At 62.6% G+C, this 22852-nt stretch carries 18 protein-coding genes; 2 read left to right on the top strand and 16 right to left on the bottom strand.

Annotation, left to right across the window (positions count from 1 at the left end):
* Positions 1-20 precede the first annotated feature (20 nt).
* Positions 21-2774, top strand: a complete 2754-nt coding sequence (locus tag AC0VX3_RS26215) for a putative bifunctional diguanylate cyclase/phosphodiesterase (protein WP_475522970.1) — start codon at positions 21-23, stop codon at positions 2772-2774.
* An 85-nt stretch (positions 2775-2859) separates the two neighbouring features.
* Here AC0VX3_RS26215 and pnp read toward each other — a convergent pair whose 3' ends face one another.
* From pnp to AC0VX3_RS26230, 3 genes are all read right to left on the bottom strand, one after another.
* A complete protein-coding gene (pnp, locus tag AC0VX3_RS26220) occupies positions 2860-4989 on the bottom strand; it encodes a polyribonucleotide nucleotidyltransferase (protein ID WP_475522971.1) in 2130 nt (709 codons plus the stop codon).
* A gap of 270 nt (positions 4990-5259) precedes the next feature.
* Positions 5260-5529, bottom strand: coding sequence for a 30S ribosomal protein S15 (gene rpsO, locus AC0VX3_RS26225; RefSeq protein WP_342891651.1), 270 nt, complete (start codon positions 5527-5529; stop codon positions 5260-5262).
* Between the two features lie 239 nt (positions 5530-5768).
* On the bottom strand, positions 5769-6983 hold the full coding sequence (locus AC0VX3_RS26230) for an oxidoreductase (protein ID WP_475522972.1): 1215 nt from the start codon (positions 6981-6983) through the stop codon (positions 5769-5771).
* A 319-nt stretch (positions 6984-7302) separates the two neighbouring features.
* Here AC0VX3_RS26230 and AC0VX3_RS26235 point away from each other — a divergent pair, with 319 nt between their 5' ends.
* Complete coding sequence (locus tag AC0VX3_RS26235) at positions 7303-7581, top strand: hypothetical protein (RefSeq protein WP_475522973.1); 279 nt, start codon at positions 7303-7305, stop codon at positions 7579-7581.
* Positions 7582-7635: 54 nt separating this feature from the next.
* Here AC0VX3_RS26235 and truB read toward each other — a convergent pair whose 3' ends face one another.
* From truB to AC0VX3_RS26300, 13 genes are all read right to left on the bottom strand, one after another.
* A complete protein-coding gene (gene truB / locus AC0VX3_RS26240; RefSeq protein WP_475522974.1) occupies positions 7636-8580 on the bottom strand; it encodes a tRNA pseudouridine(55) synthase TruB in 945 nt (314 codons plus the stop codon).
* 173 nt (positions 8581-8753) lie between these two features.
* Complete coding sequence (rbfA, locus tag AC0VX3_RS26245; RefSeq protein ID WP_342891655.1) at positions 8754-9176, bottom strand: 30S ribosome-binding factor RbfA; 423 nt, start codon at positions 9174-9176, stop codon at positions 8754-8756.
* Positions 9177-9374: 198 nt separating this feature from the next.
* The gene (infB, locus tag AC0VX3_RS26250) at positions 9375-12083 is read right to left on the bottom strand and encodes a translation initiation factor IF-2 (protein ID WP_475522975.1); all 2709 of its coding nucleotides are present in this window, start codon (positions 12081-12083) and stop codon (positions 9375-9377) included.
* A gap of 29 nt (positions 12084-12112) precedes the next feature.
* Complete coding sequence (locus AC0VX3_RS26255; protein WP_475522976.1) at positions 12113-12748, bottom strand: RNA-binding protein; 636 nt, start codon at positions 12746-12748, stop codon at positions 12113-12115.
* 133 nt (positions 12749-12881) lie between these two features.
* Positions 12882-14546 carry a transcription termination factor NusA gene (gene nusA / locus AC0VX3_RS26260; RefSeq protein ID WP_342891658.1) on the bottom strand — a complete coding sequence of 555 codons (1665 nt, stop codon included), beginning with the start codon at positions 14544-14546 and terminating at the stop codon, positions 12882-12884.
* A gap of 76 nt (positions 14547-14622) precedes the next feature.
* Positions 14623-15216: a ribosome maturation factor RimP gene (gene rimP, locus AC0VX3_RS26265; RefSeq protein WP_348142464.1), complete on the bottom strand. Its 594-nt coding sequence runs from the start codon at positions 15214-15216 to the stop codon at positions 14623-14625.
* Between the two features lie 375 nt (positions 15217-15591).
* The gene (gene trmB, locus AC0VX3_RS26270) at positions 15592-16278 is read right to left on the bottom strand and encodes a tRNA (guanine(46)-N(7))-methyltransferase TrmB (RefSeq protein ID WP_475522977.1); all 687 of its coding nucleotides are present in this window, start codon (positions 16276-16278) and stop codon (positions 15592-15594) included.
* 72 nt (positions 16279-16350) lie between these two features.
* The gene (gene metK, locus AC0VX3_RS26275) at positions 16351-17523 is read right to left on the bottom strand and encodes a methionine adenosyltransferase (RefSeq protein WP_475522978.1); all 1173 of its coding nucleotides are present in this window, start codon (positions 17521-17523) and stop codon (positions 16351-16353) included.
* Positions 17524-17635: 112 nt separating this feature from the next.
* Entirely contained in the window at positions 17636-18040 is a 405-nt protein-coding gene (locus AC0VX3_RS26280; protein ID WP_342891662.1) for a helix-turn-helix domain-containing protein, read from the bottom strand.
* Positions 18041-18227: 187 nt separating this feature from the next.
* Positions 18228-19850 (bottom strand): apolipoprotein N-acyltransferase, encoded by a 1623-nt coding sequence (gene lnt, locus AC0VX3_RS26285; protein ID WP_475522979.1) that lies wholly within the window; start codon positions 19848-19850, stop codon positions 18228-18230.
* 142 nt (positions 19851-19992) lie between these two features.
* The gene (locus AC0VX3_RS26290) at positions 19993-21201 is read right to left on the bottom strand and encodes a CBS domain-containing protein (protein WP_475522980.1); all 1209 of its coding nucleotides are present in this window, start codon (positions 21199-21201) and stop codon (positions 19993-19995) included.
* A 26-nt stretch (positions 21202-21227) separates the two neighbouring features.
* Positions 21228-21755: an rRNA maturation RNase YbeY gene (ybeY, locus tag AC0VX3_RS26295; protein WP_475522981.1), complete on the bottom strand. Its 528-nt coding sequence runs from the start codon at positions 21753-21755 to the stop codon at positions 21228-21230.
* A gap of 15 nt (positions 21756-21770) precedes the next feature.
* Positions 21771-22829, bottom strand: coding sequence for a PhoH family protein (locus AC0VX3_RS26300; RefSeq protein WP_348142482.1), 1059 nt, complete (start codon positions 22827-22829; stop codon positions 21771-21773).
* Between the last annotated feature and the right edge of the window lie 23 nt (positions 22830-22852).

Consider the following 22852-nt stretch of genomic DNA (forward strand, 5'->3'; position numbering starts at 1 on the left):
GAATGTCCGGGAGCGCTTCCTTGAAACCCGGTTTTTCCATACCGTTCAGCCGGCTCGTCATGGGTCTGTTCGCGATCGGACTGATTTGCACGGCAATCGCGCTGTTCTGGATCACCTATCTCGGCAGCCTGTCGATCGCCGAATACGAGATCGCCCGCAATGCCAAGTCCAGGGCGACCCTTGCCAGACTCGTCTTCACCCAGCATCTCGATCTTCTTGAAACCCAGATACGGTCGGTCGCCTCCGATCCGGCCCTTCGCAGGGCCCTCGTGGAGGGCGACAAGGTCGCGGCGAAAAGCATCATCGAGCGCGCCTCCACCGGCATGACCAGCGCGGTTCTCGACATCCTGCTGATCGACCGGCAGGACGAGGAAAGCTGGGTCAACGGCAGCCTGGGCCTGATCGACATCCGCCATCAGCTGCCTGCCAGCGTCCGCGCGGCGATGCCCCCGGACATCTGGCTCAATTATGCCGACTACTCCTCCGAACCGATCGAGGTCACCGCCGCGATGGCGACACCGATTCTGGATCCGGTGTCAGGCCAAGAACTCGGCAAGATCTTCGGCGGCACCACGGTCACCGATTCCTATACGCTGCCCGGTGTCGTCGCGAAGATCCTGAAGGTTGACGACCTGGCTTTCTATCATGGCAAGGAGATCGTCGCCGGTCTCGGCGACCTGACCACGGAGCGGCTTCCCGAAACGCTCAAGGGCGCCACCGCGGATGTCAATTACATGCTCAGGGAGGATCACCTTTACATCCAGGCCCCGTTGATGCTGAGCCTCGACGGCCTCATGCTGTCAGCGGTCATCAAGCAACCGATCGACACACTGCAGAAGGTCGAGGAGACCTACACGCGGCTGTTCGGCCCGTTCCTGCTGTACACGGCTCTTCTGGCGCTCGGCGCGGCGCTTCTGGTGAACCGGATCACGGGAGCAGGCCTCGGCAGCCTGCTCAACTACGCCATGAGCCTCAGGCAGGACCGTGAAGTCACCCCTCCCGCCCCGGGACTGATCACCGAATTCAATGCCCTGGTCCGCATGTTCGAGACAGCCTTTGAAACGGCGCGCGACCGGGACGCCCGGTTCAAGGATCTGATCGACGGGTCGCTTCACGGTGTGCTTGTGCAGGCCAATCACCGGATCCTTTATGTCAATGACGCCTTGCTGGTGATGCTGGGCTACGAAAGCGGCGATCCCAAGAAACTCGTGGACCTGCCGAGCCTCGTGATCTACGCGCCGGAGGAACGCGACCGCCTGAGCAGCTATTACGACCTGAGCGACAGCGGCACCGCCGGGCGCGCCTACGAGGTCAAGGGGTTCACGAAGGACCAGCGGACCGTCTGGCTCGAACAGCACGTTCGTGTCATGGAGTGGCGTGGCGAGCCGGCCTTTTACGCCACGATCACCGATATCAGCGAGCGCAAGCGCCAGGAAAACCTGGTCGCCGTCAACGCCAATATCGATGCGCTTACCGGTCTGCCGAACCGGCGCCTGCTGATCGACCGGCTGCGCCAGGCGGTGCAGCGGAGCAAGCATCAGGGCGGACTGACCGCGCTGATGATGCTGGATCTCGACCGCTTCAAGACCGTCAACGATTCCTATGGGCCGTCGGCCGGCGACCATGTGATCGAGACCATCGCCGCCAGGCTGACCAGCGCGGTGGGCCCCGACCAGACCGTTGCCCGCATGGGCGGTGACGAATTCGCGATCATCCTGTCGAACCCGGAAGACCGCTGGCAGATCGAACGGGTCGCGCGCGAAATCCTGGCCAGTGTCAGCGACCCCATCGATCTGGACAACGGCGCGCAGATCATCATGGCAGGAAGCCTGGGTATCACGCTGTCCCCCAACGATGGCGACGACGTCGAGACCCTGTTGCTGCAGGCCGACCGGAGCATGTTCCAGGCGAAGACCGACAGCGGCTCCACATACCGCTTCTTCGCAGCCCGCATGAACGCACAGACCGCACGCAGGGGCCAGATGGAATTCGCCCTTCGCCAAGCCATCGACAAGGGTGAACTGCATCTGAATTTCCAGCCGATTGTCGATTATGCGAAGAGCCGCGTTGTCAGTTGCGAAACACTGGCACGCTGGACCGATCCGGCCCTTGGAACCGTGCCACCGACCGAATTCATCAAGGTCTCCGAGGAATGCGGCCTGATCGTCCCGCTTGGCGAATGGGTGCTGCGCGAAGCCTGCGCCTTCTTCCAGTCGTGCAACCGCGACGGATTGAAACTGGACGGCATAAGCGTGAACATATCGCCGCGCCAGTGCCGGGACACGGGCTTTCTCAGCCTGCTGGAGGACATTCTCCGGAAGACCGAGATAGATCCGGCCAGCTTGCAGCTTGAAGTCACCGAGAGCGTGATGTTCGACGACCAGCGCCTCAATCCCGCAACAATCCTCGATGCGGTCAGCTCCCTTGGCGTGAAGATGTCACTCGACGATTTCGGAACGGGGTATTCGTCGCTCAGCTATCTGAAGCGCCTGCCCATCGACAGGCTGAAGATCGACCGGTCCTTCATAATGGGCCTTGAAAAGGACCGGGACGGCCAGGCCATGGTTCAGGCCATCATCTCGATGGCCGGTTCCCTTGGCATCGACGTGGTCTGCGAGGGCGCCGAGACCCGCGAGCAATGCGACCTGATCCACGCCATGGGCTGTTCCCTGATCCAGGGGTACAGTCTCGCGCGGCCCATGTCCGGAGCCGACTTCAAGCGGTATCTGACGGGCATGAACGGTCCGGGCGCGGTTGTCGCCGAAGCCGGCTGACCGGCGCCGAGGAACGACCACCGGATTTAAAACGAAAACGGGGGCCATGCGGCCCCCGGTTCCAATGCTGTTCAGAAGAAGAGGCTTAGTCAGCGCCTTCGCCCTTGTCGAATTCCTTGCCGGTCTCCTGGTCCACCACTTTCATGGACAGGCGTACCTTGCCGCGTTCATCGAAGCCCATCAGCTTGACCCAGACCTTGTCGCCTTCCTTGATCACGTCGGTGACCTTGGCGACCTTGTTGGGAGCCAGCTGCGAGATGTGCACCAGTCCGTCCTTGGCGCCGAAGAAGTTCACGAACGCGCCGAAATCGACGCATTTGACCACGGTGCCTTCGTAGATCACGCCCACTTCCGGCTCTGCGGCGATCGAGTTGATCCAGTTAACCGCTGCCTTGATGGCCTTGCCGTCGGAAGAGGCGATCTTGACGGTGCCGTCGTCTTCGATATTGACCTTGGCGCCGGTCTTTTCGACGATTTCGCGAATGACCTTGCCGCCGGAGCCGATGACTTCCCGGATCTTGTCGACCGGGATCTTCATCACTTCGATGCGCGGCGCATGTTCGCCGAGTTCGGCACGGGCTTCGGTCAGGGCCTTGGCCATTTCAGCCAGGATGTGGATGCGGCCGTCTTTTGCCTGACCCAGAGCGATCTTCATGATCTCTTCGGTGATGCCATCGATCTTGATGTCCATCTGCAGGGAGGTGATGCCGTTTTCGGAACCAGCCACCTTGAAGTCCATGTCGCCGAGGTGATCCTCGTCGCCGAGGATGTCGGACAGGACAGCATACCGGTCGCCGTCCTTGATCAGGCCCATCGCGATACCCGCGACCGGAGCCTTCAGCGGCACGCCCGCATCCATCAGCGCCAGAGAAGTGCCGCAGACACTCGCCATGGAGGACGAACCGTTGGACTCGGTGATTTCGGAGACCACACGCAGCGTGTACGGAAATTCGTGATGCGGCGGCAGCATCGGATGGACAGCGCGCCATGCGAGCTTGCCGTGGCCGATTTCGCGGCGTCCCGGGGAGCCCATGCGGCCGGTCTCACCCACGGAATAGGGCGGGAAGTTATAGTGCAGCATGAAGTGCGACTTCACGGTGCCTTCCAGGAGATCGACGAACTGCTCGTCTTCACCGGTTCCGAGCGTGGCAACGACGAGGCCCTGGGTCTCACCGCGCGTGAACAGAGCGGAGCCGTGTGCGCGCGGCAAGATGCCGACTTCGGAGGAAATCGCACGAACGGTGGACAGGTCACGGCCATCGATACGCGTCTTGGTATCGAGAATGCCGCCGCGCACGATTTCGGCTTCGACCTTCTTGAACTGATCGCCGAGCACGTTCGCTTCGACCGCCTCGCCTTCAGCAGCGTTGGTGATCAGAGCCTCGACGACCTTTGCCTTGGCGGCATCAATCGCGTTCTTGCGCTCGGTCTTGGACGTGATCTTGTAGGCAGCAGCGAGATCGTCGGCAGCCAGGGACTTGACCTTGCCGAACAGCTCGGAATGATCCGGCAGGACCAGTTCGCGCGGTTCCTTGGCAGCGGTTTCGGCCAGCTTGATGATCGCGTCGATCACCGGCTGGAAGCCCTTGTGACCAAACATCACGGCGCCGAGCATGATGTCTTCGTCAAGCTCCCTGGCTTCCGATTCAACCATCAGGACCGCGTCGCCGGTGCCGGCAACGATCAGGTCCAGAGCGCTTTCCGGCATGTCGTCCACGAGCGGGTTCAGGACGTATTCGCCGTCGATATAACCGACCCGCGCGCCGCCGATCGGGCCCATGAACGGAACACCGGAAAGGGTCAGCGCGGCAGAGGAAGCCACCAGGGCCAGAATGTCGGGTGCGTTCTCAAGGTCGTGAGACAGCACGGTGATGACGATCTGGGTGTCGTTCTTGTAGCCGTCCGCGAACAGCGGGCGGATCGGGCGGTCGATCAGGCGGGACGTCAGCGTCTCATGCTCGGACGGACGGCCTTCGCGCTTGAAGAAGCCACCGGGGATCTTGCCGGCCGCAAAGGCCTTTTCCTGGTAGTTTACTGTGAGCGGGAAAAAGTCCTGGCCCGGCCTCGGCTGCTTGGCCGACACGACTGTCGCCAGCACCTTGGTTTCGCCGTAGGTCGCCATGACGGCGCCATCGGCCTGACGGGCAACCTTGCCCGTTTCGAGAATGAGCGGACGTCCGCCCCACTCGACTTCCACACGATGAATGTCAAACATCATCTGTCCTTAAAGCTTCACCCGATCCGGCTGCTTACGGTACAGCACGGCTATCGGGCACATTCCCGGTCGGCCCCGGATGGGCCGGTTACCGGCGGACAGGTCACGGGCAAGACAACGGGCTGCTTTCGAAATATCTGCGGAAAGAAGCCGGCAATCCTGCCCCATGACGTGTCACGAGATGTCTATAGTGCGTTTGTCCTGAAATGGAAACGCAGTTGAAAAAAACGCGGCGGGCACTCTACCCGCCGCGTTTTCGATTTTCGGTTGTTAGCGGCGAATGCCAAGACGCTCGATGAGGGTCTTGTAACGCTGTTCGCTCTTGCCGCGCGCGTAGTCCAGAAGGGACCGGCGCTGCGCAACCATCTTCAGGAGACCGCGGCGGGAATGATTGTCCTTGCCGTGGGACTTGAAGTGGCTGGTCAGGTTGTTGATCCGCTCGGTGAGGATTGCGACCTGGACTTCGGGAGACCCGGTGTCGCCTTCCTTGATGGCGTATTCTTTCATGAGCTCGGCTTTGCGCTCTGTTGTAATCGACATCGCTCTTTCCTTTCGAAGAGTTGCGGTCCGTTGACCGGACGCGTTGAACTGCCGGGAACCGGCCTGATCCACGAGTTTCCAGAGCCGAGATGTCGTTCAGCAAAGGATTCCCATGGACGTATTGGACCTGAATGCCCAATGGCGGCGATATATGGCGGAATATGCCCCAAAAAGCCAGTGGTTTCTTTAAGCGACCCTCAGTTGGCCCCGGGACGCAGGGCTGCCGGTTTCAGCCGGTTTCAGCCAGGACCGGAAAAATGGCGCAGCCAGGTCGCCGTGCGCTCCCGGTCCCTGGCCTCGTAGGCGGCTACCGCAGGCTCCAGGTCGCCGTATTCGGGCGTTTCCCGGTCTTCCCCGATCTGGGTCAACCGCATCGTGTACCATGCGGTTATGCCGCCCTCCGGCGGATCGGTGAACCTCGGGAAAACCGGCTCCGCAGAGCGGCCGGCGTGCCACAGCCCGGCCAGCGCCGGCTCAAGCGCCAGCAGGCGGGCGAGGCCGACCACGTCGGCGTGCCCAGAGGCAACGGCCGCCACCGCCTGGGCCAGGGTCTTGAAGCCCCCGGTCACCATGAGCGGCTTGCTCGTGACACCGCGCGCGCGTCTCGCGAAGTCGATGAAGTAAGGCCCCTTGCCGTCGCTGTCGGAAGCGGACTTGGCCCCCGGAAAATAGGTTCCTCCGCTGAGGTCGATCAGGTCGATGCTCGTCTTGTCCAGCGCAGCAACAATTTCGAACGCGTCGTCGCCGTTCAAACCGCCTTCGAGCTGGTCGCTCGAATTGAGCTTTACGGCAACGGGAAACGCCGCTCCGACCGCCTCGCGAACCGCATCGATGACCTCCAGCAAAAGACGCATGCGGTTTTCGACGGGGCCGCCATGGGCATCCTTGCGGCGATTGAACAAGGGTGACAGGAACTGGCTGATCAGAAACCTGTGCGCCGCGTGGATCTGGACACCGCCGAAACCGGACTGTTTCGCCAGCAGTGCCGTCCGCGCGAACGCGAGCGGCACTGCACAGATCTCGTCCAACGTCAGAGCGGCGCAGGTCAGACCGGGCAGGTCAAGCGCACTCGGCCCCCTGGGACTGCTTGTCGGCGGATAGGCCATCGCGCCCGCATGGCCGAGCTGGAGCCAGAGCAGGGCGTCGTTCGCAGCGCCGCTGCGTGCGAGATCCCGGAACCGGTCGAGGTCGGAAGCGCCGTCGAGCACAAGGTTGCCGGGCTTCTCCGCAAAGCCCGGTCCGCACTGAACTTCGCCGACAATCGCGAGCGCCTGCCCCCCGTCCGCCCAGCGTCGGTAAAGCCGGCACTGCGCTTGCGTCGGGTGGCCGGTTCCATCCCCCAGGGAATCCGACATGGCCGATTTCGCGATCCGGTTCTTGAGCATCGCACCACAGGGCAACTGCAGCGGTTCGAACAGCACGTTGCGGCCATCGGGGCCGGAGTTTCTGGACAAGATTGCTGTCTTTCCTGTTCGGGAGCCGCCTCACGGAACGCCCTGGGGAACGCCTCGGGGAACGCCTCGAAAAGAGAAAACTGGCTGCCGCCCGCCCTTTTGTCAATCAGGCCGCATGGGCGCGGACACCGTCCATTCCGGCGTCAGTCAAGGCCGCCGGCGGCATGGGCGCGGCGCGCGCGCCGGGTTTCCGCAAAGGAACCATCAGGGCCGCTGCACGTTTGAGGAACAGGGCCTGGAACGACGGCTGCCGGTGCGCCCGGCGCCGAATTTCGGGCGATCCCGGGCGACACCCCCGCGGCAGACAGTCCGGAGACACATGAGCAACAGCGCCTATCTGATCGTTCTGCCCGCTTTCGACGGAAGGAAGACGCCCCCGGACGGGGTGGAACTGAGCGTGCTCGAAAGCCCGCAATTTTCCTGGCTGTCGCCCTCCCTGGCACTCGTCGTGACCGACCTGTCAAGATCGAAGGTCTATCACCGGATCAAATGGCAATTGCCCGACGGAGACCCCTTGCTGGTCGCGCCGCTGGCCGACGCGCCAAAATTCAAGGGCCTCGCCCCGGGCACCACGAAATGGGTCCGGGAAAACCTTTGAACAGGGGCAGGCTTCGGCGGCGTTCAGGCCGCGCCGGATCCAGGCACTCCGGTCTTACAGATTGAACACGCGCGATGGCTGGAACCGGCCTTTTTCGACAGAGCCGATGGCGACCGGCACATTGGCGTGGCTGGCGAAGGCCACCTCTGTGTTGAGCGGCGCCTCGCGGCCGCGCAGCAGCACCGCCATGCCCTTGCGGATCTTCGCGGCGTCGTCAAGCGATACCGGAACCTCGATCAGATCGTCCATCGCCTCGCGCACCGGCAGAACGAATTCCTCCACCAGGGTCTCGATGCCCGCACCCTCTTCCAGGCTTTCGGCAGCTTCCAGGAGTTCGTCCAGGCCAACTAGATCGTCCTCGCCGAAGGGGCCCACCAGCAGGCGGCGCAGCTCGGTGACGTGTGCACATGTGCCAAGACGGCGGCCGAGATCGCGGGCAATCGCGCGCACATAGGTGCCCTTGCCGCATTCGGCCTCGAAAACGGCGCGGTCGGCATCCGGGCAGTCGACAAGATCCAGCCGATGGACGTCAATCGGGCGGGCTTCCAGTTCGATTTCCTCACCTTCGCGGGCAAGATCGTAGGCCCGTTCGCCCGCAATCTTGATGGCGGAGAATTTGGGCGGCACCTGCTGGATGGTTCCGACAAACTCGCCGAGGACAGCTGAAATGGCGTCCTGGGCCGGACGCGTGTCCGATGTTGCGGTCACCTCGCCCTCGGTGTCGTCGGTGTTCGTTTCAGCGCCCCAGGTCACCTCGAACCGGTAGACCTTGCGGCCGTCCATGACAAAAGGCACCGTCTTGGTGGCCTCACCCAGCGCGACCGGCAGCAGACCGGACGCGCGCGGATCGAGCGTTCCGGCATGACCGACCTTTTGCGGCGACAGGATCCGCTTGATCCTGCCGAGGGCCTCGTTCGAAGTGAGGCCGTAAGGCTTGTCGAGCACCAGCCAGCCGTTGATGACGTTCTTTTTACGCTTGATCTGTTTCTGACGTGCCATGAGTTCGCTTGTCGTTCAACGCTTGTTGCCGCGGGCGCAGTTTCCGTCATCGCCGGGCCGGAAGGCAGAGACGCGCAGTTTGCTGCCCTCTCGCGGCGTGTGAATTGTCCCGGGTCCCCGCTTGCGCGGGAATGACACCGTTTGCCGTCTCGGGCTCTTGCGTCCCCGGAGGCCTAGTCTTCTTTGTCTTTGTCTTCGTCGCCATCATTCAGATCGCGCGCCACATCCGGGGAATGCAGCAGGGATCCGATCCGGTCGTCGTCGTCAAAACGCGTGTCGAGCACGAAGCGCAGGTCGGGCATGTATTTCATGGTCAGCCGGCGGGCGACCTGGCCACGCAGGTATTTGGCGCTGCGGTTCAGGGCCTTTTCGACCAGTTCCGCATTGACGCCGCCCAAGGGCATGACCAGGCATGTGGCCAGCCGCAGATCCGGCGTCATGCGCACTTCCGGAATGGTGACGATGACACCCTCCAGATCCGGGTCGGAAAATTCACCCCGCGTCAGAATATCGGACAATTCCTTGCGCACCGTCTCGCCAACACGCAGCTGGCGCTGGGACGGGCCACGGCTGTCCTGTCCGTGTTGTCTTGCCATTTTTGCTATCCTCAAACCACTGACAGTCCGGACAGGTGCAGCGCAGCCTGCGCGCGGATCCGGAAGTCAGCGTATATGCCGCGCGAAACGCGCGTCCAATTAGAAAAAGAGCGCGCTTTCGCGCGCCCTCCTATCTGGCTTCCGGTCATGTGCGGCGGTTGCCGTTCATGACCGGAAGGACGTGAACCGCCGTCTCGATCAGAGCGTACGTGCAATCTGCTCGACGCGGAAACACTCGATGATGTCGCCCGCACGCATGTCCTGGTACTTGACGAAGTTCATGCCGCATTCCTGACCGGACTCGACCGATTTGACTTCGTCCTTGAAGCGCTTGAGCGTGCCCAGTTCGCCTTCGTGGATGACCACGTTGTCGCGAATGAGGCGAACATTGGCGCCACGCTCCACGACCCCTTCGGTGACCAGACAACCCGCGACCTTGCCAACCTTGGAGATGTGGAAGATCTCCTTGATCTCCGCATTGCCGAGGAAGGTTTCGCGCCGTTCCGGCGACAGCAGGCCGGACATGGCCGCCTTGATGTCGTCCACCAGGTCGTAGATCACGTTGTAGTAGCGGATCTCGATCCCGTCGCGGGACGCTGCTTCGCGTGCCTGCTTGTTGGCGCGCACGTTGAAGCCGATGATCGGAGCCTTCGACGCCGCCGCAAGGGTGATGTCGCTTTCCGTGATGCCGCCAACGCCCGAGAGCAGGATGCGTGCGCCGACTTCGTCGGTGCCCAGCTCATGGAGCGCATGGACAATCGCCTCGGCGGAGCCCTGAACGTCGGCCTTGAGAACCAGCGGGAACTCTTTCTTGCCGGTTTCCTGCAGCCGGTTCATCATCTGCTCGAGCGAGCCGCGCGAACCGGAGGCAACCACCGACGCCTTCTCGCGGATCTGGCGCAGACGATAGTCGGCGATCTCACGGGCACGGGCATCGTTCTCGACGACCGCGACCATGTCACCGGCTTCCGGCGTGCCCTGGAAACCCAGAACCTCGACCGGTTTGGCCGGGCCGGCTTCCTTCACCTGATTGCCGTTCTCGTCCAGCATGGCGCGGACGCGGCCCCATTCGGACCCCGCAACCACGATGTCGCCTGGCTTGAGCGTGCCCTTCTGCACCAGAACGGTGGCGACGGGGCCGCGGCCGCGGTCCAGTTGGGCCTCGATGACAATGCCTTCCGCCGTGCGGTCGGGATTGGCCTTGAGTTCCAGAACCTCTGCCTGCAGCAGGATCATTTCGAGAAGCTTGTCGAGACCTTCACCGGTCTTGGCGGACACTTCCACGTCGATGACATCACCGCCCATGGATTCCACCACGAGATCCTCACTGAGGAGCTCCGTGCGGACCCGGCTCGGATCGGCTTCGGGCTTGTCCATCTTGTTGATGGCCACGATGATCGGCACGTCGGCCGCCTTGGCATGGGCAACCGCTTCCTTGGTCTGCGGCATCACGCCGTCATCGGCGGCGACGACCAGGATCACGATATCGGTCGACTTGGCGCCGCGGGCACGCATCTGCGAAAACGCAGCGTGGCCCGGGGTATCGATGAAGGACACCTTGTTGCCGCCCTGATCGATCTGGTAGGCGCCGATATGCTGGGTGATCCCGCCGGCTTCGCCGGTGACCACCTTGGACTTGCGGATCGCGTCGAGCAGCGAGGTCTTGCCGTGGTCGACGTGACCCATGATGGTCACGACCGGCGGGCGCGGCTTGAGGGTGGACGGATCGTCCTCCTGCGTGAACAGGCCTTCTTCCACATCGGCTTCGGACACACGCTTCACGGTGTGGCCCATTTCCTCGGCGATCAGTTCCGCGGTATCGGCATCGATCACGTCGTTGATCTTCAGCATCTGCCCCTGTTTCATCAGAAGCTTGATGACATCGACGGCGCGTTCGGCCATGCGGTTCGCGAGATCCTGAATGGTGATCGCTTCCGGCAGCGTGACTTCGCGGATGACCTTCTCGCGCACAACCGGCTGCTGACCGCGTTTGGCCTTCTCCTGACGGCGGCGCATGGATGCCAGCGAACGGGCGCGCTGACCGTCATTGCCGCCGGTGGCGGCGGAAATCGTCAGTTTGGAGCGGCGGCGGTCGTCACCGGTGCGCGGCCGCGCAGCCGGAGCCGGAGCCTGTTTCGGCCGTTTGACGGCGCGCAGACCCTTGTTGCCGCGATCTTCTTCCTCGCCACCCTCGCGCTCCGTCTTGGGACGCACGGCGGCAGGCTCATTGCGCTTGCCCATGTCGTCGAGGCTCGGCGGCCTGCCGTCATTGGCACGCGCCGGCTGGCGCCCGGCCACTGTTCTGGTTTTTGCCGCGGGTGCAGGTGCTGCAGCGTCCGGGACTGCGGCAGGCGCAGCCTTGGCCTGTTCGGCAGCCTCACGAGCTTCCTCGATTTCACGCTTGGCGCGTTCCTCGGCCTCGGCCTTGGCGCGGACCTCATCTTCAGCCTGCCGTTTTGCGGCTTCGACGGCGCGGCGCTTTTCGTCTTCCTCGCGGCGCTTGCGATCCTCGACCTCACGTTCCTTGGCCATCTTGAGGGCGACAGCGCGTGCGGCGGCCTCTTCCTTGGTCAGGGTCCGCAAGACGTTGCCGTTGCCCTTCTGGCGCTGGCCGGACGCGTTCTGGCGCGCCTGCTTGGCAGCCTGCGGATCCGCGGCCTGCGGCCTGCGCGGAGCTTCGGTCGGCCGGTCAAGACGCTGTGTCGTCGGCGCGGGAGCCTCGGGCTTCGGGTCCTGCCCCGGCGTTACGACACGGCGCTTCTTCTTTTCCACGACGACGGCTTTCGTCCGGCCATGCGAAAACGATTGCCGAACAGTTCCCTGATCGCCACCGCCGCGCTTGAGGCCAAGCGTCTTGCCACGCTCAACGCTGATTGTCTTGTCGCCTGGATTTTTCGTATCGCTCATATTGCCTTCAGTCCTGCGCAACCGTCTTTTCAGACGCTGCCTTTGTCGCCGTGTGCCTGGGAAAAGCCGCGAAAACGTTCAAGGTCACGCACCCGTGCCAGAAAGTTTTCGCTCGCCTGCCCAACAAGCAGTGCAGCATGTATCACATTTGACCGGCCCAATGCCAAATCCAATTGGTCCGATTCGAACAAACGGACGATTTGCCAGCCATTTGCCAGTTCCTCGTTGCCGGCGACCACCGCCGCCAGCTTCCGCACCCCGTCCTCAGCAGCATCCGAGGCGTGGATCAGCCCGGCAACGGGGTCCCGCCGCAAGGCTGCTTCAACCTTTGAAAAACCGGTGACCAGCCCTCCGGCCTTGCGTGTCATGGCGAGCGCCTGAAGCGCCGATCGTTCCATGAGCGCATCAACCCGCTCGGCCAGTCCGGGCTCGACCCGGGCTTCGCTCTGAAACCCTCTGACGAACACCTTCTTCCGGTCTTTTTCCGCAACGGCCACACTGTCTTTCGTGGCCGTCACCCAAACACCGCGTCCGGGAAGCACCCGCTTCAGATCCGGCACCACCTGACCATTGGGGTCAAGCACAAACCGGATCAGCGAACTGACGGGCTGAACCTCCCGGGTGACGGCGCACAGCCGTTCGGTCGGTTCGTTCTTCCTGGGCACGCTGCCACTCCTTTGGACCAACCTGTCGCCGCACCGAATGCACGGCCACCTCAAGGCTGGTCAGTCTGACGTTCCGGAGCAAGTGCCCCGCTTTACGACCGCAAGCGGTTCGCGACGGCGTTTGCCTGCCCCGTTATCCGTTCAGGATCGCTCCGTTTGCCGGTGCCTCTTCCCCGGCGACCTCGACAAGATCAACGACATCTTCGTCGTCAACCTCGACCTCGCCTTCCGCCGCCTGGGCCTGCAACTCTTCCTCGGTCACCCAGCCGGCCGCCAAACGGGCCGACATCACGATGTTCTCGGCTTCGGCCCGGGAAATATCGAAACCGGACAACGCGCCCTCAAACCGCTTGGTCTCGCCGTCCTTGCGCTCGGTCCAGCCGACCAGGTCGTCGGCGGCACAGCCCGCCAGATCTTCCATGGTCTTGACATCGTCCTTGCCGAGGGCGACCAGCATAGCCGTTGTCAGTCCGTCAATCGACCGCAGCTCGTCGGAAACACCCAGCGCGACACGCTCTTCGTCGAACTTGGCTTCAAGCTCGCCGAGATAGTCGCGGGCACGCGCCTGGATCTCCAGGGCGGTATCATTGTCGAAACCCTCGATCATGGAAATCTCGTCGAGTTCGACATAGGCCACTTCCTCGACGGAGGTGAAGCCTTCGGTCGCCAGAAGCTGGCCGACCATCTCGTCGACGTTGAGCGCTTCCATGAACAATTGCGAGCGTTCCAGGAATTCCTTCTGGCGGCGGTCGGATTCTTCCTGCTCGGTCATGATGTCGATGGCCCAGCCCGTCAGCTGCGAGGCCAGACGCACGTTCTGACCGCGGCGGCCGATCGCCAGAGACAATTGGTCATCGGGGACCACAACTTCAATACGTTCCGCGTCCTCGTCGAGAACAACCTTGGCGACTTCGGCCGGCTGCAGCGCGTTGACGATGAAAGTCGCCGCCTCGTCGTTCCACGGAATGATGTCGATCTTCTCACCCTGAAGCTCGCCGACCACCGCCTGAACGCGGCTGCCGCGCATGCCGACACAGGCGCCGACGGGATCGATGGAGCTGTCCTTGGAGATCACGGCGATCTTGGCGCGCGAGCCCGGATCACGGGCCACGGACTTGATTTCAATCACGCCATCGTAGATTTCCGGAACTTCCTGGGCAAACAGCTTGGCCATGAACTGCGGATGGGTCCGCGACAGAAAAATCTGCGGGCCGCGCTGCTCGCGGCGGACGTCGTAGATAAAGGCCCGGATGCGGTCGCCGGTGCGGAAAATCTCGCGCGGGATCAGCTCGTCACGGCGGACGATGCCTTCACCACGGCCAAGATCCACGATGACGTTGCCGTATTCCGCGCGCTTGACCACGCCGTTGATGACTTCTCCGACCCGATCCTTGAATTCCTCGAACTGGCGGTCGCGCTCGGCCTCGCGCACTTTCTGCACGATGACCTGTTTCGCGGACTGCGCGGCGATGCGGCCGAAATCCAGCGGCGGCAGCGGCTCGGCAATGAAGTCGCCGAGGCTGGCTTCGGGATTCCGGGACAACGCCTCGGACAGCGCAATCTCGGTGGAGATGTTCTCAACGTCCTCGACAACCTGCAAAAGGCGCTGAAGACGAATTTCACCGGTCTTCGGGTTGATTTCGGCGCGGACTTCCGTCTCCGTGCCATAGCGGGAGCGGGCCGCCTTCTGGATCGCGTCTTCCATCGCGGTGATGACGATCATCCGGTCGATCGATTTTTCCCGTGCGACCGCGTCAGCGATTTGCAGCAGTTCCAGCCGGTTCGCGCTGATTGCCATATTCCACTCCTCTTGCGCCAACCGTCATGCCGATTGTTTCTGGCGCGTTTCGTCCTGTTCCCGCCGAGCTGTCTGCTCAGTTGGGTTTGTTGTCCTGCGACAGCTCGTCCGTACCGCTGCGGGCGGCCAGTGCCGCCTTTTCAGCCTGAAGAGCCGCCGTAACCAAATTGTCCGTGAGCACCAGCTTGGCTTCACCGATATCTTCCAGCGGAAGCTTCACGGTGTCGTCGTCGCCGTCCTTGACATCGTCCAGGCGGATCTTCGCGATGCCGTCCTCTTCTCCCAGAAGAGTGCCCCGGAAGCGCTTGCGGCCGTCCTGAAGAACAGCCATCTCGACCTTCAGCTCGTGACCGGACCAGCGATTGAAGTCACCGGCGCGCACCAGCGGCCTGTCGATCCCCGGAGAGGAAACTTCCAGATGGTACGCCCGGTTGATCGGATCGTCAACGTCAAGCGCAGGGGAAACGGCACGGGAGATGGTTTCGCAGTCCTCGACCGTCATGGTGCCGTCGGGGCGTTCAGCCATGATCTGCAGCGTGCAGCCGTTGGCCGCGCTGATCTTCGTGCGCACAAGGCGGTAGCCGAGGTCTTCGATGACCGGCTCCACAATGGCGGCCACACGGGCATCAAGCCCCTGTTCCGTCACAATTCTTGGTTCGTGCGCGCTCACACTTGGCTCCTGTTCAAAACCGTTTCCGGCTCTGGAGCATCTTGTCCGGGCTCGTTCGAGCGCGGGCAAGATGCACCAGTATTTCAAACTCGATCACCTGCCCCGCAGTCCTGTCATGCGACATGGATGCGGGCTGATCTTGAGCGTCAGATGTGCCTGGTCGAAGATTTACATTGGGCAGTCCTGCTCAAGCTTGTCAGTCTCCGGCCTATGCTTAAACCAAAAAGAGCGGGTCCCCGGCGGGCCCACTCTCAACTGCTCAGATAAGCCGTATGAGGTGAAACACGGGCTGTATAACGCCAAAGCGGCCAAAAAGGCAAGAGCCCACGTTTATTTCCGTGAAAAAGAAATCCATTCAGCCGGAATACCGCGCCGTTACAGCCGCTGGAATGTCAGATAACGCCCGACACGGCCCTCACGGATCGCCTTGGCCTCGTAGCGGGTTCCCGGCCAGCCCTCCCAGGGCGTTTTCCAGTCGGCAGCCGTCCGCGCGGTCCAGCAGAAAGCGGGATTATCGCGACACAGGCGAAGCGTCCAGTCGATATAGGTATCGATGTCGCTGGCGAAACGGAACTGGCAACCGGGCCTGATCACCCGGGCGTAGCGCGTCAGGTTCTGCGCGTTGATGAAACGGCGTTTCCAGTGGCGCTTCTTCGGCCAGGGATCCGGATAGAGCTGATAGGCCAGGTCGAGGCTTGCCGCCGGCAACCAGTCGAGCACGTTGATGGCGTCATCGTCATAGAGCCGGACGTTTTCCAGTCCCTCCTCGACAACCGCGGTCACGGCCTTGGCCATGCTGCCGACGAAAGGCTCGACCCCGATGAAGCCGACCCGCGGATTTGTCCGGGCCCGGTGCAGCAGGTGCTCGCCGCCACCGAAACCGACTTCGAGACAGACCTCGTCCACCGGAGCATTGAAAAGATCGGCCAGGCGCGCCGGAGCGGGACGGGTCAGATCCAGCCCCAGGCGGGGCAACTCCCTGTCCATCAGCGCCTCGCGGTGCGGGCTCAGCGGCTTGCCCTTGCGGCGGCCGTAAAAGGAACCTTCGTAGCGGTCAGTCATCGTTCCGGAACCAGATCGCCGGCCCCGGGGCCGGCGATCGTATCAAGTCAGTGTTCAGATCGCGAGGGCGCCTCAGCCCGCGAGCGGACGCAGGGAATCAACCAGATCGGTCTTTTCCCAGGAGAAGCCGCCTTCCGCATCCGGCTCGCGGCCGAAGTGGCCGTAGGCAGCGGTACGCTCGTAGATCGGCTTGTTGAGATTGAGGTGCTGGCGGATGCCGCGCGGGCTCAGGCCCATGACATCGCGCAGGACCGTTTCCAGCCTGGCCTCGTCACACCGGCCCGTGCCGTGCAGGTCGACATAGACCGACAGCGGCTCGGAGACACCAATGGCGTAGGACAACTGAATGGTGCAGCGGTCCGCCAGATCCGCGGCGACGACATTCTTGGCGAGATAACGCGCCGCATAGGCCGCTGACCGGTCCACCTTGGTCGGATCCTTGCCGGAGAAGGCACCGCCGCCATGGGGCGCAGCGCCGCCATAGGTGTCGACGATGATCTTGCGGCCGGTCAATCCGGCATCGCCGTCCGGGCCGCCGATGACGAAGGCCCCGGTCGGGTTCACGTGCCAGTCGGTTTCCCCGGTGATCCAGCCTTCTGGCAACGCCGTGCGAATGTAGGGCTCGACGATCTTCCTGACGTCGCCGGACGTCAGCGCCGGATCCAGATGCTGGGTGGACAGCACGATGGACGTCGCAGCAACAGGCTTGCCGTTTTCGTAGCGGACGGTCACCTGGCTCTTCGCGTCCGGGCCGAGCGCCGGCTCCTTGCCGGACTTGCGTGCCTCGGCCAGAAGGCGGAGGATCCTGTGTGCATAAAGGATCGGCGCGGGCATCAGCTCATCGGTTTCGCGGCAGGCGTAGCCGAACATGATGCCCTGGTCGCCGGCACCTTCATCCTTGTTGCCACCGGCGTCCACGCCCTGGGCGATGTGGGCGGACTGGGCATGCAGGTGAACGGCGATGTCGCAGTTTTCCCAATGGAAGCCGTCCTGCTCGTAGCCGATGTCCTTGATGGCCATGCGCGCAAGATGGGCAAGATAATCGTTGGTAATGGTTGACGGACCACGGGTTTCGCCGGCAATCACGATGCGGTTTGTCGTCGCCAGCGTTTCGCAGGCCACGCGTGCTTCCGGCATTTCCTTGAGGAAAGCATCCACCACGGCATCGGAAATGCGGTCGCAGACTTTGTCCGGGTGTCCTTCGGACACGGATTCGGATGTAAACAGGTAATTCTGACGTGCCATTGGCGATCGTCCTTCTGGGAATGAATATAACAGAAGCGGCGAATGAGCTCGCCGCTTCTGATGCATCAATCTTAGAAGTTCCTCGCCACGTCAAGCGCGAGAGGCAATTTTGTCATTCGTCGCCGGCCAGGGAGCGGACGAGATCGACAATACGCCGGCGGACCTTCGGGTTCTCGATACGCACGAATGCCTTGTTGAGGGACAACCCTTCCGAAGAGGAAAGAAAGTCGACCACATAGGACGTCGGCTGGGTTTCTCCGAAGCCTTCGGCCTCATCAGGCGTTCCCGGTGCGTCTTCGAAGAAGAAGGAAACCGGCACCTTGAGGACGGTGGCAATGTGCTGCAGCCGGCTGGCGCCGATCCGGTTGGTGCCTTTTTCGTATTTCTGAATCTGCTGGAAGGTGATGCCCAGGGCCTCACCGAGTTTTTCCTGGCTCATGCCAAGCATCATGCGTCTGAGCCGCACCCGGCTGCCGACGTGGATGTCAATTGGATTAGGAGATTTCTTACTGGGCATTCGCGTCGCTCTTTCTTCTACGGCGGTGGAAGTCCGCTCGTTTTCGTTTTCACAAGCTCCCCTGAAATCCCCCACAGGCCTCAAGAGACCGAACTTGTCTGCAACCCACCACTGTTACATGGCAGAGCCTTCAATCGGCTATTTCACGGTTGTATCACAAGTTCTTCACTCAACTCAAACAAAATAATCAATCTAAGCGCGAAACGCGGTTGTATCGTCGGGCACTGGTAAATACAACAAGGATAATCGAAACAATAATCACGGGCACATCGCCCAATACCCGATAAAGGGTGGTGCCTAACCTCTGCGGAAGCCTTCCGTCGATGAGGCCCTTCTCGAATACGCCAAGCTCTTCGATCACCACCCCTCTGGGATCAATGATCGCGGAAATGCCCGTATTCGCCGCCCGAACCATGGGCAGGCCGGTTTCAATCGCCCGCAGCCGGGCCTGGGCGAAGTGCTGGTAAGGACCGGGCGTGCGCCCGAACCAGGCATCGTTGGTCACGTTCAGGAGAAATGCCGGGGCCTCGCCGGGACCGGACAGCCTGTCCGGGAAGATCGCCTCGTAACAGATCAAGGGTAGAAAACCGACCCCGCCGGAGGTGCTCAGCACACGCGGCTGGTAACCTGCCTCGAAACCATCGAGAGGTCCCGCCAGATTGGTAATTCCAAGTGTCTCGAGCAGGGGCTTGAACGGCACATATTCGCCGAAGGGCACAAGGCGCACCTTGTCGTAGATGCCGCGGACCGCACCGCCTCCGTCGATGACATAGACACTGTTGTAGTAATCCGGCCCCGGATCTCCGGCGCCGGCTTCGGCCCGAACGGCGCCGGTCACCAGTTCGGCGGAGCTGCCGAGCGCCTTGCCGATCCGGAGCAGGGCACCCGGCTCCCGCGTCAGCAGAAAGGGCACGGCCGATTCCGGCCAGACCACCAGTCGGGGCTGTCCGACACGCGCCTGTCCGGACAAGGGCGCCTCGGTCATGTCGAGAAACGTGCGAAAGATCTCGTCCCGCATGTCGGGACGCCACTTGTCCTTCTGGCCGATCGAAGGCTGAACGATGCGGATGTCCAGATCCGCCGCCGGTGGCGCAGGCTGCCAGAGGCGGATCGCGCCGTAGGCGGCAATGGCGCACACAACGCCGGCCGCGGCCAGAACGGCTCTCAAGCGAACTGCATACGGCCTGACGTCCGCCAGCAACGCCGGCGCCGACGCAAGAGCGACGGTCAGGAAGGTCAGTCCGTACAGTCCGACAAGGCTCGCGGTCTGCGACAGGACCTGGGACCCGGAAATGCCCATGCCGAAGGAATTCCAGGGAAACCCGGTCAAGACGTGACCGCGCAGCCAGTCCGCCAGGGTCAGGCAGGCCGCAAGCAGCAGGATGCGGCGGAACTCGCCGGTCCACAACAGCGCCGCGAGCGCAACGCCCAGACCGGTGAAAAGCGCAAGCCCTGCCGGCATGGCGAGAACCGCGAAGGGCATCAGCCAGGCAAAACGCTCCGCCTCGACCAGAAAGGCCGCACCGATCCACCAGAGTCCGGACAGGAAATAGCCGAAGCCGAACAGCCATCCGAGGGCAAATCCCGTACGCAGCCTGTCGAACAGCTTGTCCGCGCCAGGCTCAAGCGCACCGTCCAGCAGCCAGACCAGACAGGGAAAGCTCAACAGCAAAACCGGGGAAAAGTCGTAGGGCGGCAACGCGAACGCGCTCAGGGCGCCGCACAGGAGACACAGTATCCTGCGCTGCCAGCCCCATGCCAGAAGAAAAAAGTTCGGCAGAATCGACAGTCGTTGCGACAGCCAGTGCATATAAATGATTTCCCGCTTCCGGAGTCAGGTCACGAACGAATTGAATCGCTTGACCGTAAATACTCCAGGCCGGAAGATTTGTCGGCTCCAGCCAGTCGGGTCAAGGCCTAAGTTTTTTCGCTGTGTTTCAGAACGCCGGGCGTCAGCCGCCGCCACCGGACGCGGCCGCCTTGGCCGGGGACGCATCGGTGTCCTGCATGGCTTCGCTCTGGGAAGGGTCAGGTCGCTTGGACCGCCGCCGCAGGTCCTGCGGCCGGGCCTCTGTCCGCCGGCGGCGGATTTTCAGGCGCTTGATGCGTCTGGGATCGGCGTCCATCACCTCGAATTCAAATCCGGGCATCTCGTCGGGCACGAACAGCAGTTCACCGCGAACCGGCACCCTGCCCACCGACACGTAGAGCAGGCCGCCAAGCGTATCGACGTCCTCGGAGATCTCGCCGTCGGTCAGCCGGGTTCCCAGCACCTCGTCCAGATCCTCGAGCGGAAGACGCGGATCGGCGATCCAGATGCCCTCCCCGTCCGCTACCAGCATGGCTTCCTCGTCCTCGTCGTGCTCGTCCTCGATATCGCCGACGACTTCCTCGACCAGGTCCTCGAGCGAGACCAGCCCGTCGGTGCCGCCGTATTCGTCGATGACCAGGGCCATCTGGATCCGGTCGGCCTGCATTTTCGCCATCAGGTCGGTCGCTGGCATCGACGGAGGAACGAACAGGAGGTTTCTGACCAGATCCGTCTCCTTGAGCGTAACCGACAGGTCGACGCAGGACAGATCCAGAGCCGGCTGGTTGTGACCGTTGCGGGCCGATCCGCTGCCCGAAGACGACAAGCCGGCGGTCGTGGGGGCGTTGTTGTCCACAGCGGTTGTGGTCCGGCGCGCTGCAGCCTGCTCCGCAATGAAGGCCATCAGGTCCTTTATGTGGACCATTCCGCGCGGATCATCGAGCGTGTCCTCGTAAACGGGCATGCGCGAATGCCCGCTGTTCTGGAACAATTCCATGACCCGGCTGAGGCTGGTGTCCTGATCGACCGAGTCGATATCGGCGCGCGGAATCATGACATCATCCACCCGCAGTTCCCTGAGCCTCAGGATGTTGCCGAGCAGCATGCGCTCCTCGGGCGAGAACGCGGCATCGCCGCCTTCGCGGGCGAGTTCGTCCTCGAGATTCTCACGCAGGCTCGAGGACTGACGTCCCAAGCGCAACAGGCGTTTGAACTTGTCAAGAAAGGCCGCAGTCCGCTGCGGCTTCATCTGTTGCGGGTCTTCCCCGTCCGGGGACTGCCCGTCCTGAGATTGCCCGGGAGAAGCGGTATTTTCACCACCTGCCGGACTTTGCGGTTCAACTGCGCTCATTATCCATCAATCAAGAACATCGTGCCTCATGATCCCGCCTGGATGCCGTCCGCCACAAGGGGCCGGTCGGCATACGGATCGTCGATGCCTATAGCAGCCAATACGGCTTTCTCAAGGCTTTCCATGAGTTCTGCTTCATCATTTTCCTGATGATCATAGTCGAAAAGATGTAGCAAACCATGAACAATCAAATGGGAAAGGTGGTCGGTAAATTCAATTCCAAATTCATCCGCTTCGCGGGAAACCGTTTCATGGGCGAGGACGATGTCCCCCAGAAGCGGACCGTAGACATCGCCTTGCGGATCGCTTCCGGGAAATGACAGAACGTTCGTCGCGCTGTTCTTGTCGCGCCAGCGGGCATTCAGCTTGCGGATCGCCGCGTCGTCGGTGAACAGCAGCGACAGCTCGCTGTTGTCCGCCACCTTCAGGTCCGCGACCGCAAGGGCCGCCGCAATCGCACGTTCGGCCAGACAGGCCAGACGGTCTTCCTCGCCCCAGGCCCCTGCCTCTATCGACAGGTCAAGCAGAAAACCGTCCGGAAGGGTTTCAGGCATGGCGGACTGCGGAGCTCAAGAGACCACCCGCTCGCGGGTGCGCGGCTTCCCGCCCGCATCCGCATCACGCTGACGTTCCGTGAACCGCCGCTCGCGGACCTCCGCCTCCTCGCGCGAGGCGTTGTCATAGGCCGTCACTATCCGGCCGACCAGCTCATGCCGGACAACGTCGGTCTCCGTGAAGCGCACATGCGCCACTTCCCGAATGTCCGTCAGCAGACCGAGGGCCTCCCGCAAACCCGATTTCTGGCCAGGCGGCAGGTCGATCTGGCTCGGATCTCCGGTAACGATCATTTTCGAGCCGTCGCCCAGACGGGTCAGGAACATCTTCATCTGCATCGACGTGGTGTTTTGCGCCTCATCGAGCAGGACCACGGCGTTGGACAGTGTCCGGCCGCGCATGAACGCCAGCGGCGCCACTTCGATCATGCCGGACTGCAGTCCGCGATCGACTTTTTCCGCAGGCATCATCTCGTAAAGGGCATCGTAGATCGGCCGCAGGTACGGGTCGACCTTGTCCTTCATCTCGCCGGGAAGAAAGCCGAGCCGCTCGCCCGCCTCCACGGCAGGCCGCGACAGGATCAGGCGCGCAACGTCGCCGCGCTCCAGAAGCGCCGCCGCATAGGCGACCGCGAGAAAGGTCTTGCCCGTGCCGGCCGGGCCGGTGCCGAAAATCAGGTCGGCCCGGTCCATGGAGCGGATATAGGCGTCCTGGGTCGGCGTGCGCGCGACGATGGTCTTGCGCCTCGTGGCGATCTGCGCGAATGCCAGCCGGGATTTCGGTTCGAGCGTCGGCAGCGGCAGCTGTGCCTCGGCGGCGGCTGCCATGCGCAGGGCCCCGTCGACATCGCCGGGATGAATCTCATGCCCCTGCAGGAGCCGCTGGTACATGGACTCCAGCGCGGTCCGGGCCTGGGCGCAGCCCGCCTGTGTGCCCTTGAGCGTGACCTGGTTGCCGCGGGCAATGGCATCGACCCCCAGCCGCTGCTCCAGCAGCGCCAGGTTCTGGTCGAACTGGCCGAACAGGTCCCCGATCAGCCGATTGTCTTCGAACGCAAGAACAATGTGGGTCATATCGGTGGCCGACGCGGCGGCAG

This window comes from Roseibium sp. QJM3NY_11, from assembly GCF_056173175.1.